At 64.5% G+C, this 12,456-nt stretch carries 12 protein-coding genes; 8 read left to right on the top strand and 4 right to left on the bottom strand.

Annotated elements, in window-relative coordinates; translation table 11 throughout:
* A partial coding sequence (locus G0A00_RS22660; RefSeq protein WP_164184893.1) for a calcium/sodium antiporter occupies positions 1-755 on the bottom strand: 755 nt, incomplete at its 3' end.
* Between the two features lie 654 nt (positions 756-1,409).
* Between G0A00_RS22660 and G0A00_RS22655 the strand changes: the two genes are divergently transcribed.
* On the top strand, positions 1,410-2,624 hold the full coding sequence (locus G0A00_RS22655; protein WP_164184892.1) for an MFS transporter: 1,215 nt from the start codon (positions 1,410-1,412) through the stop codon (positions 2,622-2,624).
* A gap of 34 nt (positions 2,625-2,658) precedes the next feature.
* On the opposite strand, the gene G0A00_RS22650 is transcribed toward G0A00_RS22655, so the two are convergent.
* Positions 2,659-3,555, bottom strand: coding sequence for a LysR family transcriptional regulator (locus G0A00_RS22650; protein ID WP_164184891.1), 897 nt, complete (start codon positions 3,553-3,555; stop codon positions 2,659-2,661).
* Between the two features lie 106 nt (positions 3,556-3,661).
* Between G0A00_RS22650 and trxB the strand changes: the two genes are divergently transcribed.
* The 6 genes from trxB (at position 3,662) to G0A00_RS22620 (ending at position 8,711) form a co-directional block, all read left to right on the top strand.
* Entirely contained in the window at positions 3,662-4,621 is a 960-nt protein-coding gene (gene trxB / locus G0A00_RS22645; protein WP_164184890.1) for a thioredoxin-disulfide reductase, read from the top strand.
* Positions 4,622-4,660: 39 nt separating this feature from the next.
* Positions 4,661-4,984: a co-chaperone YbbN gene (locus G0A00_RS22640; RefSeq protein ID WP_164184889.1), complete on the top strand. Its 324-nt coding sequence runs from the start codon at positions 4,661-4,663 to the stop codon at positions 4,982-4,984.
* Positions 4,985-4,998: 14 nt separating this feature from the next.
* Positions 4,999-5,430: an OsmC family protein gene (locus tag G0A00_RS22635; RefSeq protein ID WP_164184888.1), complete on the top strand. Its 432-nt coding sequence runs from the start codon at positions 4,999-5,001 to the stop codon at positions 5,428-5,430.
* Between the two features lie 110 nt (positions 5,431-5,540).
* Complete coding sequence (gene grxC, locus G0A00_RS22630) at positions 5,541-5,798, top strand: glutaredoxin 3 (protein ID WP_164184887.1); 258 nt, start codon at positions 5,541-5,543, stop codon at positions 5,796-5,798.
* A gap of 139 nt (positions 5,799-5,937) precedes the next feature.
* Positions 5,938-6,423, top strand: coding sequence for a DUF2938 family protein (locus tag G0A00_RS22625; RefSeq protein ID WP_164184886.1), 486 nt, complete (start codon positions 5,938-5,940; stop codon positions 6,421-6,423).
* Positions 6,424-6,875: 452 nt separating this feature from the next.
* On the top strand, positions 6,876-8,711 hold the full coding sequence (locus G0A00_RS22620; RefSeq protein ID WP_164184885.1) for a TniQ family protein: 1,836 nt from the start codon (positions 6,876-6,878) through the stop codon (positions 8,709-8,711).
* A 170-nt stretch (positions 8,712-8,881) separates the two neighbouring features.
* Here G0A00_RS22620 and G0A00_RS22615 read toward each other — a convergent pair whose 3' ends face one another.
* Positions 8,882-11,170 (bottom strand): adenosylcobalamin-dependent ribonucleoside-diphosphate reductase, encoded by a 2,289-nt coding sequence (locus tag G0A00_RS22615; protein ID WP_164184884.1) that lies wholly within the window; start codon positions 11,168-11,170, stop codon positions 8,882-8,884.
* 222 nt (positions 11,171-11,392) lie between these two features.
* Between G0A00_RS22615 and G0A00_RS22610 the strand changes: the two genes are divergently transcribed.
* The gene (locus G0A00_RS22610) at positions 11,393-11,824 is read left to right on the top strand and encodes a DUF1489 family protein (protein WP_066110429.1); all 432 of its coding nucleotides are present in this window, start codon (positions 11,393-11,395) and stop codon (positions 11,822-11,824) included.
* Positions 11,825-11,827: 3 nt separating this feature from the next.
* On the opposite strand, the gene G0A00_RS22605 is transcribed toward G0A00_RS22610, so the two are convergent.
* Complete coding sequence (locus G0A00_RS22605) at positions 11,828-12,331, bottom strand: YdcF family protein (protein WP_164184883.1); 504 nt, start codon at positions 12,329-12,331, stop codon at positions 11,828-11,830.
* Positions 12,332-12,456 lie beyond the last annotated feature (125 nt).

Raw genomic sequence — 12,456 nt, 5'->3', positions numbered from 1 at the left:
ACGATATTGCCGAAGGCCACATCCCCCTGCCGCTTCAGCGCGGCGATCACCGAGGTCACAAGCTCCGGCATAGACGTGCCAACCGCAACGATGGTCAGGCCGATCACCGTCTCGCCGATGCCGAAGGCACGCGCGAGGGCGACTGCCCCATCGACGAGCAACGCGCCGCCGAGCACCACGAGGCCAAGCCCGGCAAGCGCGAGCAGCAGCGGCAGGATCAGCCCACGGCGCCGCGAGGGTCTGCCAAGGCCCGGATCGGCCTGTAGAAGGGCCGCGCTCTTATCGTGGATCGCGCCGTGTGCGCCCGTTGTGCGCTCCTGCCGGATAACCATGACGATGTAGGCGACCAGACCCGCGACAAAACCCGCGCCGAGAAGGCGGCCCATGGGCAGCGCGATCGCCAAAGCCGCGAAGAGCGCCGCCACCCCGAGCATCAGCGCCGCATCCCGGCGGAGCGCGGCCTCGGCGACGATCACCGGACAGATCAGCGCCGAGATGCCGCCGATCAGCAGGATGTTGGCAATGTTGGAACCGACGATATTGCCAAAGGCAATCCCGGGCGAGCCGCTGAGCCCGGCCTGCACCGAGGTCACAAGCTCCGGCATCGAGGTTCCGAAGCCGACGAGCGTGAGGCCGATGACCAGAGGTGAGACACCCAGCCGCTCCGCGGCCTGCACCGCTCCTCGCACCAGCAACTCGCCGCCAGCAACCAGCAACACAAACCCCGCGATGAGCGGCAGCCAAGTCTCGACCATGTTGAACTCCGACGCCGACCAGCCGGCGCATCGCGGATGGAAGTGGCGATGCCTGTGATGGCCTTCAAGGTCCGGGAGGTCGGCTCGTGGAGGAATTCACTGCCTCACGGAATTGCTGAGTTGAGGCAATCAAGAATGATCTGCGCTCGATGCATAGTGGTACTGCCGGCCAATCAACGTTTATGTCCGTGTTGAGGAAGACCGCGACTGCCGCGGTTGCGAGGATAGGCCAAAAGTAAATGTCGCGTTTGGGCTCGAACCGGTCATGCGGCACTGCCGCGTGCCGCCTGGCCACTCCATCGGGGCCGCATGACACGACCGGCCCTGAACGGCCATTCGATGTCCTGATGGACGCTGCGGCGCGGTTTCACGGAAGCGGCCGTTCGGGCCTCGGCGCAGCATTTCCGATGGCCCGAGGTCGGCAGGGCGGCCTCTGCGAACATTCGCTGCATTGCGGCAGCTCTTCCCTTGGAATGGAGAGTCTCGCTTTCGCTTGCGCGCGTGGGGCACTCGGCGGTCGCAACCAGAACCACCCACCAAACAGAGCATCAAAACTGATGCCAACTTGGAATTTAACTTGACACAACAGCTTCGGTATCGCTCCGGCATCCCGCTTGCCCTCCCGGCGAGCCCCTCAAGATATCGGAGTATTCCATGCCTATCGGAGTCTGGGCCCTGACGGCCGCGGCGCTCGCCATCGGAATGGCGGAGTTCGTGATCGTCGGCATCCTTCCCCAAATCGCGCGCGACACCGAGGTGAGCCTCGCCACCGCCGGTCTCACCGTCAGCATCTACGCGCTGGCGGTGGCTGTCGCCGCCCCGCTTCTCACCGCCGTCACCGGGCGGTTCGACCGCAAGAAGCTCGTGCTCGGGCTGATGGTGCTGTTTGTCATCGCCAACACGCTCTCGGCCCTCGCGCCGACCTTCGGCACGCTGCTGATCGGGCGCATCCTGTCGGGCGTGGTGCAGGGCGTTTTCTACTCGGTGGCCACGGTGGTCGCAGCGCAGCTGGTGCCCAAGGAGAAGGCCGGGCAGGCCATCGCCACCATGTTCACCGGCATCACCCTGTCGCTGATCTCCGGCGTGCCGGTCGGCACGTTCATCGCGAATTATTTCGGTTGGCGGGCGACCTTCGTCGCTGTGACCGGCATCGGCGTGCTGTCCTTCCTCGCGCTGGCCTGGCTGCTGCCGCGCAACATCGAACGGCCCGCGCCTTCGTCCTTCCTTGAGCAGATGTCGGTTGTGCTGAAGCCGCGGCTGGCGCTCCTGTTCGCGATCACCCTCGTTGGCTATGGCGGCTCTTTCGTGGCCTTCACCTATCTCTCGCCGATCCTCGAGCAGTTCACCGGCATGTCCCCGAACGGCATCGGCACGCTGCTGTTCTTCTACGGCGTCGCCGTGGCGATCGGGAACCTGATCTGTGCCCGCATCGCCGACCGGGTCGGTGCCATGCCGGTGCTGCTTGGTATCTACGGCGTGATGGCGCTGGCGTTGCTGCTGCTGATCCCCTTCGCCGGGAATCTGATGACGGTCGTGCCGCTGGTGATCATCTGGGGCATCGTCGCCTTCGGCTCGGTGTCGATCCTGCAGCTCTACGCGGTGAACCAGGCCAGCCTGATCGCCCCGCGCCTCGTCAACGCCACCTCGAGCATGAACATCTCGGCCTTCAACCTCGGCATCGCGCTTGGCGCGGGCGGCGGCGGCTGGGTTGTCGATCACCTCGGGCTCGGAATGACCGGGCCGGTGGCCGGTGTGGTCGTTCTGGCCGGTCTCGTGCTGGCGCTGGTCAGCGCGCGCGTCGACCGCCGCTATTGTGCCGCGCTGCGCGCCGGGAACGGAGGCACCTGCCCGGACGAGGTTGCCGCCTGATCGGAAAAACCCCTCAAGCAGCGAAGCGGCGGCCCTATGCGGCCGCCGTTTCCGTGTTCAGCGCCAACTGCCGCAGCGTTTCCAGCAGCGGCGACGGGTCCTCACGTCGCCAAGCCAGCGCCACGCTGAGTGTCGGTGCAGGCTCTTCAAGATCGACGATGCGCATGTCGTCGCTGGTGGCGCAGTCGATGCGGTTGGTGACGAAGCTCACCCCCATGCCCGCCTCGACGAGGCACAGGCAGGTCTGCCCCTCGGTGCAATCTTTCACTTTCGGCCGGAAGCCGGAGACCGCACAGGCGCGGATGATCTCGTCATGCACGCCGGGGTTTTCCGACCGCGGCGGGATGATGAAGGTCTCGCCCGCGAAGGCCGAGAGCGGCATCGGCCCGAGGCCGAGCGATTTCAGATGCGGATGGCTCGTCGGCACCGCGAGGCGCATCTGCTCGGAGTGAATCTCCCGCACCTCCAGCGCGTCATCAGCCGCCGGAGCGAGCAGGAAGGCGGCGTCGATCTCGGCGGCCAGCAGCGCCTTCACCTGCGCATCGGTGGGCAGCTCGTGGATCGTCACGTCGATCCCCGGATGCGCCTCGCGGAAGCCGCGGATCACCGCCGGGAACACTGTCTGCATGGCAAGCGGCGTCACCCCGATGGCAAAGCGTTTGCTCTCTTCGGCGATGGCGTGGCGGACGGCGCGCTGCACCTGATCGAGATGCGCCAGCAGCCCCTCGGCCTCGCGGCGCAGCACCACGCCAGCGGCGGTCAGCGCGACGCGGCGGGTGGTGCGGTCAAAGAGCTTCACCCCCAGCTTGTGCTCGAGCTGGGCGATGGTCTTGGTCACCACCGGCTGGCTCATGTTCAGCTGCTCGGCGGCCCGGTTGAAGTTCAGAGTCTCGGCGACCCGCACGAAGCAGCGCAATTCCTTGATTTCCATGGCGCCCTCATTGATGCGATATGAGAATATATGGCGATAGCGTATTAGAACTTAATCATTCGCCTTTGGGGCATATATGACCGCCGTAGCAACAAACGGCAAGGTCATGCACAGAAGACTCATCATCCTCGGCTCCGGCCCGGCAGGCTATACGGCGGCGATCTACGCGGCCCGCGCCGGGCTGTCGCCGCTGCTGCTGACCGGGCTCGAGCCCGGGGGACAGCTCACCATCACTACCGACGTGGAGAATTACCCCGGCTTCGCCGATCCCATCCAGGGCCCCTGGCTGGTCGAGCAGATGCGCGAGCAGGCGCTGCGCATGGGCACCGAGATCGTCACCGACATCGTGACCGAGGCTCGGCTGACCGGCAAGCGCACGCTCAAGGGCGACAGCGGCACGACGTATAGCTACGACGCGCTGATCATCGCCACCGGGGCACGGGCGAAATGGCTCGGCCTGCCGTCGGAGGCACATTTTCAGGGCGGCGGCGTCTCGGCCTGCGCCACCTGTGACGGGTTCTTCTACCGCGGCCGCACCGTGGTCGTCGTGGGCGGCGGCAACACCGCCGTGGAAGAGGCGCTGTTCCTCGCGGGCATCGCCGGGCGGGTGATCCTCGTGCATCGCCGGGACAGCCTGCGCGCCGAGAAAGTGCTGCAGGATCGGCTCTTCGCCCATCCGAAGATCGAGGTCATATGGAACGCCGAGGTTGCCGAGATCATCGGCACCGAGACCCCGCGCGTGGTCACCGGCGTGATCCTGAAAGACCGGATCGCGGGCACGGTTGAAAAGCTCGACGCAGAGGGCGTCTTCGTGGCCATCGGCCACAGCCCGGCGACCGAACTTTTTTCCAACCAGCTGCCGCTCAAGCCCGGTGGCTACCTGCGGACCAAACCCGGCAGTACCGCGACGGCGCTGCCCGGGGTCTTTGCCGCCGGTGACGTGACCGACGACCAGTTCCGTCAGGCGGTGACCGCCGCCGGACAGGGCTGCATGGCGGCGCTTGAGGCCGACCGCTACCTCGCGGGGCTGCCTCTCGACCTCCCGGCCGAGCCCGCCTCGGCCTGACTCAATCCCAACCCAAAGTTCAAGCCAATGGAGAGAGACATGGCAGATGTAACGACGCTCGATACGAGCAATTTCGAAGGCTTCATGCAGGCACCCGGCACCGTGAAGGTGGTGCGCTTCTGGGCCACGTGGTGCCGCCCCTGCATCGCGCTCGAGCCGACCTACAACGAGGTCGCGGGCGAGATGAAGGACAGCGCCAACTTTGGTGAGGTCGACATCGACCTCGCCCCCGAGATCGCCGGAGCCTTCGGCATCCGCTCGGTGCCGACCGTGCTGGTGTTCAAGGACGGCAAGCCGGTCGACATGGTCGTCGGCCTGAACCCCAAGGACAAATACACCACCGCCGTGAAGAGCGCGGCGTAAGAGGAGTAGAGCAAATGGCTGATATCAAAATGACCTCCACCTGGACTGGTGGCTTCAAGGGCGAAGGCAAGATCACCGGCGCGGGCTGGGACGTGGGTATCGGCATCCCGACCGAGCTTGGCGGCAGCGGCGCGGGGGCCGACCCCAAGTCGCTCTTCACCGCCTCCACGCTGGCCTGCTTCACCGCCACCCTGCGCGCGATCACCGAGGGCAAGAAGGTTCCGGTCGAGACGATCTCGGTCGAGACGGACGCCCAGGCCGGTGACGACGATTTCGCGATCCGTCACGTGGCGCGCGTCACCCTGGCCGCAGGCTCGAGTGACGCGGACACCGCGGCCGCCGAGGCAGCGATCGAACGCGCCGACGCGATCTGTGCCGTCGGCAACATCGCCCGCAAGGCTGGCGTGACCATCGCGGTCGAAGCCGACGTGCGCATCGCCGCCTGAGGTCGTACCGCTCTGACCGGTCCCGGCCTCGCTCCGGGACCGGTATCAACGCGAGGCGCTGTCGCCCCGCACCTTTCCCGGTTCAGCCAAACAACGCCCAGGAGGCTTTCATGCCCAAGATCGACATCTACACCTCGCCCTTCTGCGGCTACTGCTCGCGCGCCAAAATGGTGCTCGACAAGAAGGGGGCGGAGTACACCGACATCAACATCATGGTGGTCCCGGAGGGACGCCGCGAAATGCTGTCACGCTCGGGCGGCGCCCACACCGTGCCGCAGATCTTCATCGGCGACATCCACGTCGGCGGCTGTAGCGAGCTTCTGGCGCTCGAGCGTGCCGGAAAGCTGGACGCGCTGCTGGCGGGCTGAGCCTGGCCTGCCGGGGGATCGGCGACTGATCGAAAATCGCAATCAATCAAAGCGCCGGAAAGAATTTATCTTTTGCTGCCCCGACAGATACGCCTGTGCCGCTGCGGCACCGTTCCTGTTTCCCTGTGGAGAGTCCCCCATGACGTTTGACCTCATCACCTTCGTCCTTGTGGTCGGCATCGGCTCGACCGTCGCGCTCGACCTCTGGGGCCTCATCACCGCGAAGATCGGCTGGATGCCGGGCACGCATTGGCCCTCGGTGGGGCGCTGGCTGCTGGGCATTCCCGCGGGCCGGCTGGTGCTCGACGGCAGTGATGACCGCTCGCACAGCCTGAGCGAGGCTTTGACCGGCTGGGTCTTCCACTATGCGATCGGCATCGCCTATGCTGTCATGTTCCCGCTCTTTTGGGGCGTTGATTTCATCTCCGCTCCGACCGTGTTCCCCTTCGTCCTGATCGGGGTGATCATCAGCACGCTGGCCGGTCTCGTCATCCTGATGCCCGGCATGGGCGGCGGCATCTTCGCGCGCAAGTTGCCCAACGCCGGGGCGATGATCACCTACGTGCTCGTGGCGCATGTGGTCTTTGCCATTGCGCAATACCTGCTGGCGCTGTTGGTCGCCTGAAGATGTGCCACGCAATTGAGGGACCATTTCCTCGCCACTCAAGGCAGAGCGGCGGAGCGATTACGGAACTTCCTACCTTGCGCTGTGATCGCACAGTTCTTGCCGAGGCGAATGTCGTGAATGGGCTGGCAGCGGTCATCTGCCGCGGCTGGCACGAAAGTCGGCTCTGGGCCGCAAGCTGCCCTGAAAGCCTGGCACAGCAAGGTCGACTTGGCTGGCTCCGCTGTGAATGTCCCCTGTCGCAAAAGCCGTCGGGTGGTTTCGCGGTTGTCGCGAGCTCGTGTTTCCCGCCCAGCGGCCGGACAACTCGATGAAGCGTGGAGCTATTTTGGCGCTCAAGCATCCTTTTCCGCCCGGCTCAGAGGCCGCCAGTGAACCCTCCTCGGCTCTTCTTGGCATGGGGTACATCCTGAACCTTTGACAGATGAAGTCCCGGCTCATACCTGACCTGCATGACAACTCCGCAGTTCCGATCTCCACTTCACACCACGCTCCGCGACCGGGAGCCTGCTTTTGCCGCGATGTCTCGACTAGCAGCGGTAGGGGGCGTCTCCGCAGCTGATTTCGGCCGCGATGTCGAGATTCCCTTTACCGCCGTGCTTAAGGGTGAGCAGTCGAGTCTGGAGGCTCTCGGCCACCTTTGTGGGCAGCCGGGCGGAGTTTTCCGCGAGTGGACACCCAAGATTGTTGGATCGGCCAAGCGCGGCATTCGGGACCATCTCTTCCCAGTGCGTCCGTTACTGACGTCCGAAGTGCGGGGTCTCCCTTGCTGCCTTCGCGAAGACATTGAAGGCTCAACCCTACCGTCGCATCGAGCGATGACATTCCGGTCCCACTGGCTGATCCACCATGTCAGCCTTTGCCTGCGTCACGAACGCGAATTGGTCGTCTTGTGGAAGGTCTCTGAACAGACACAGCGCTACGACACATCAACACAGTTTCGCCTGATTGCCGATCGCGTAATGGACGAGAGTCTCGGCGGTGATGAACGCGAAGCGACTGACTTCGAGATCTGGTTCGATCAAAGACTGACCGGCGGCCCTCACGAAAAAACGTGGCTGGATGACCACCCCCTGCATGCGGCATCCGTTTTCTGCCGGCTTCTAGGTACCGCGCTCCTGCGACTTCAAGGCATCAACGCTTCGCAAATCGCACCTGGCTCGGTGTGGGCCTGCTATCAATCCGGCTTCGATGTTGCGCGACACGGCGCGCAAGCAATTCTCAGGGAGCTACAGAAACTGAACCACTGCGCCGAACCGCGCCGTGGCCCGAAGGCCGTGTTCCCCTCACTCTACGATGGCCTGGCATACGATTACGTTGATGATCCAGATTTCGCGCCATATCGAGAAGTCTTCACGCAGCACCTTCGAGAAAGCTGGCCTTTAGGGCCTGGAGACGAATTACTTGGCACAGCTGTGACGGTGCGGAAGCTGCATTCGGTGCGAACTGCAGCCGAGGAGACCGGGATCGATTCCCGCCGTCTGCGCAAGTTGCTCGAGGCATCCTCCATGATCGATGCCAGTTTGCCGGACGCATGGGCTGTCTTCGAGGCCGAAGCCGCGAGGCCGATGCTTGCATCTTTGATCAACTTGATGTCCGCGAAAGAATTTTTCGATGCCTTTGATATCGGGCGTTCCCAGTTCAACCTTTTGGTTGAAGACGGCATTTTGCAGCCCTCTCTGGTGGACGCAGATACCAAGCACGTCTGGGATCCGCGTGAAGGAAGGGCCTTTATGGACCGCCTGTTGATCGGGGCCGAAACTATTCAGCAGGCCCAGCATGGTTGGGAAAGCATCGCAAAGTCGGCGCAGCGCCTGAAGCTACGTCCGGCCGATATCATCCGCGCGATTTGGGACGGCAGAATTCAGCGGGTAGCGCGCAACGCGCAGTTTGATGGATACGCGTCGATCCACGTCTACCACGATGAAGTTGCTCAGGCCCTTGCCCAAGAGACACCGTCGGCCGTGTCGCTGGAACTGTTCACTAAGACGGTCGGACTGGGCAACCCGGTCTACCTGAACAGACTGGTGCGTCAAGGGCACGTGCCCACAACTGAGATGCGTAATCCCCGGACCGGGGCGATGCAGCGGTTCATTGGCACTGAGGACGCTGCTGCCTTCTACCTCCGCTTCACCACCCTTAGGCTCCTCTCCCGGGCGAAAGGGACCACCTGGCAGTCATTGTCCCACAGGCTGCGTGCGGCAGGTGTCACCCCTTTTAGCCCGGATGGTTTTGACTACGGTCACGTGTACCTCAAGAAGGACGTTGAAGCGGCGCTTGCGGACTGACCAAGCGGGCCAGCTTCTCGAAAGAAAAGGGCGGTGCCTCACGGCACCGCCCTTTCTTCACCCTCCAGCCAGAAGACTGCCTTGAACCTCGCTCCGGTTTAAAAACCCGGTTTTTGTCGCAAAGACGTAATCCCGATGTCGGACGATAGACTCTACGTCTCAACCCCATCTCACCCGCACTTGGAATGCCCGCAGCTCGAGCAGGTCATGCAGCCTTCGACCATCATCATCGAGAACTGGCCGCAGGAGGGGCAGGCTTTGCCGCGGGGCGCGTCAAGGCCGACGACCTTGGCGGTGGGATCCGCCTTCAGGCCCTTGCCCTCGCCTTCGAGGAAGCCCGTAGCGATCAGGTGCTTTTCGATCACCCCACCAATCGCCGCAAGGATCGAGGGGATGTATTTGCCCTGAACCCAGGCGCCACCGCGCGGATCGAACACCGCTTTGAGTTCCTCGACCACGAAGGAGACATCGCCGCCGCGCCGGAACACCGCCGAGATCATCCGCGTCAGCGCCACGGTCCAGGCATAATGCTCCATGTTCTTGGAGTTGATGAAGACCTCGAACGGACGGCGGTGGCCGCCGACGATGATGTCGTTGATCGTCAGGTAAATGGCATGCTCGCTGTCGGGCCATTTGAGCTTGTAGGTGTGCCCTTCGAGCGACTGCGGACGGTCCAGCGGCTCGGACATATAGACCACCTCGGCCCCGGCCTCGCCGGTTTCCGTGGCCACCGAGGGGCTCTCGGCGGGGGTCTTGTCGGCGCTTTCCGAAACCGACAGCACCGAGCCGGTCACATCGTTCGGACGGTAGGTGGTGCAGCCCTTACAGCCGGTCTCATAGGCTTCCATATAGACGTCCTTGAAGCCTTCGAAGGAGATATCCTCGGGGCAGTTGATCGTCTTGGAGATCGAGCTGTCGATCCATTTCTGCGCCGCCGCCTGCATACGCACATGCTCGAGCGGGGCCAGCGTCTGGGCGTTGACAAAATAGTCGGGCAGTTCGGCGTCGCCAAACTTGTCGCGCCACATCTGCACGGCGTAATCGACCACCTCTTCCTCGGTGCGGGTGCCGTCTTTCTGCAGCACCTTGCGGGTGTAGGCATAGGCGAACACCGGCTCGATGCCCGACGACACGTTGCCCGCGTAGAGCGAGATGGTGCCGGTGGGCGCAATGGAGGTCAGCAGCGCGTTGCGGATGCCATGGGTGCGGATCGCCTCGCGCACGTCATCGTCCATTTGCTCCATATTGCCCGAAGCGAGGAACTTCTCGGCATCGAAGAGCGGGAAAGCGCCCTTCTCCTTGGCCAGTTCCACCGAGGCCAGATAGGACGCCCGCGCGATGCGCTTGAGCCAGCTTTCGGTCTGCGCCGCCGCCTCTTCCGAGCCGTAGCGCAGGCCCATCATCAGCAGCGCGTCGGCAAGGCCGGTGACGCCAAGGCCGATGCGGCGTTTGTTCTGCGCTTCCTCGGCCTGCTGCGGCAGCGGGAAGTTCGACGCATCCACGACGTTGTCCATCATGCGCACCGCGAGGGCCACCAGTTCGTCGAGCTTTGCCTCGGGGATCTCCGCGCCGGTCTCGAACGGCGTGTCCACCAGCCGCGCGAGGTTGATCGAGCCCAGCAGGCAGGCGCCATAGGGCGGCAGCGGCTGCTCGCCGCAGGGGTTGGTCGCGGCGATCTGCTCGATGTAGCTGAGGTTGTTGGCCTTGTTGATCCGGTCGATGAAGATCACGCCCGGCTCGGCGTAATCATAGGTGGCCTTCATGATCTTGTTCCACAGGTCGCGCGCCTTGACCGTGTGGTAGACCTTGCCATCGAACTGCAGATCCCACGAGCCATCTGCCTTCACCGCTTCCATGAAGGGATCGGTGACCAGCACCGACAGGTTGAACATGCGCAGCCGCGCGCTGTCGGCCTTGGCCGAGATGAACTGCTCCACATCCGGGTGGTCGCAGCGCATGGTGGCCATCATCGCGCCCCGGCGCGAGCCCGCCGACATGATCGTGCGGCACATGGCGTCCCAGACATCCATGAACGACAGCGGCCCCGAGGCGTCGGCGGCGACGCCCGCCACATGCGCGCCCTTGGGGCGGATGGTCGAGAAATCATAGCCGATGCCACCGCCCTGCTGCATGGTCAGCGCGGCCTCTTTCAGCATGTCGAAAATGCCCGACATGCTGTCGGGGATCGTGCCCATGACGAAGCAGTTGAACAGCGTCACCGAGCGCGCGGTGCCAGCGCCAGCGGTGATCCGACCCGCGGGCAGATACTGGAAGTCCTCGAGCGCGCCGTAGAATTTCGCTTCCCATGCGTCCGCATCCGTCTCGACCGAGGCGAGCGCGCGCGCGATGCGGCGCCAGCTGTCCTCGACGCTTTGGTCGATCGGGGTCCCGTCCGCTTCCTTGAAGCGGTATTTCATGTCCCAGATCTGTTCGGCGATGGGGGCGGCAAAGCGAGTCATGGCAGCAGACTTCCTTGTTGGCTCGTCGGATGGTGAGGCGCGGCGGCAGAGTCGCGCAGCAGGTGGCAGGCCGGAGGGACTATCGCCAGCGCCCAGCCGATGCAAGAACGCATGATACGAAAGGATACACGTTTTTTCACGGTAGTCCTACCACTGCTTGAAGCTCCTCTCGCAAAGGCTACAATATATATCCATCTTTTTCACGACTCCGTGGGGCACTGCGTGGCTCAGCATATCCATCTCATCAAGCTCAGCGTCGGCACTGAAAGCGTCAAGACATTGGCGGCATGGCAATCGGGCCGCGCGGCGCAGACCGCCGACGGCCTGCCCTGCCATGTCACCCGCATGTGGCCCAAGCGCGAGGCCGAGCTGCTGAACGGTGGCTCGATCTACTGGGTTTTCAAGCGGATGATCCAATGCCGGCAGCGCGTTCTGCGGCTCGACGAGGTGACCGGCAGCGACGGCACCCGCCATTGCGCGCTGGTGCTCGACCCGCAGATCCACCGCGTCGCCGCGGCGCCGCGCCGCCCGTTTCAGGGCTGGCGCTACCTCTCGCCCGAGGATGCGCCGCCCGATCTGACCGAGTCGCGCCCCGATGACGACGAGCTGCCGCCGGAACTGGCTGGCGCGCTGGCCGAGATCGGGATTCTCTGAGGCTCACGCCCGCAGCGTCAGCGCGTACCACAGATAGGCGGGCACCTCGCGCAGACCGGCACGGATCCGCCGCCCCGACAGCGCCACCTTCGGCGAGGCGCTGCGCAGCCCTCCGACCTGCCGCGCCAGCCCCAGCCGCCGCGCCGCCAGACGCGCGCGCGGCGCGTGAAACCCATCGGTGACAAGCACCACCTCCCCTGCCCCCATCTGCCGCAGCAGCGGCAGCGAGAAACGCAGGTTCTCCTCGGTGCTGGTCGACCGCGCCTCAAGGCAGATCGCCGCATCCGGCACCCCCGCTTCCCGGCAGAGCCTTGCGATCACCTCGGCCTCGGAGGGGCCATGCCGCCCAAGCCCGCCCGAGGCGAGCACCAGCGAAACCTCCCCTGCCCGCCAGAGCCGCGCGGCATGCAGCGCCCGCCGCTCCAGCGTCGGCGAGGGCCGCCCACCGGCCCAGACCGCCGCCCCCAGCACCAGCGCCACGCGCGGTGCGCCTTGCTGCGCCGCCATCTCAGGTCCCTTCTTCTCTTTCCAAATACGCCCGCCGGAGGCAGCCGCCAGCGCCGCGCCGGGCAAACGTCGGGGCGTATTTGAGGAACAATGAAGCATCCAGCCCGCAGGCGCCCAAAGAAAAC

Origin of the sequence: Salipiger sp. PrR002 (assembly GCF_010500775.1) — a bacterium.
Taxonomy (GTDB): Bacteria; Pseudomonadota; Alphaproteobacteria; order Rhodobacterales; family Rhodobacteraceae; genus Salipiger.
The sequence above is the reverse complement of the archived record's forward strand: the minus strand, read 5'-3'. Positions and strand labels throughout refer to the sequence as shown.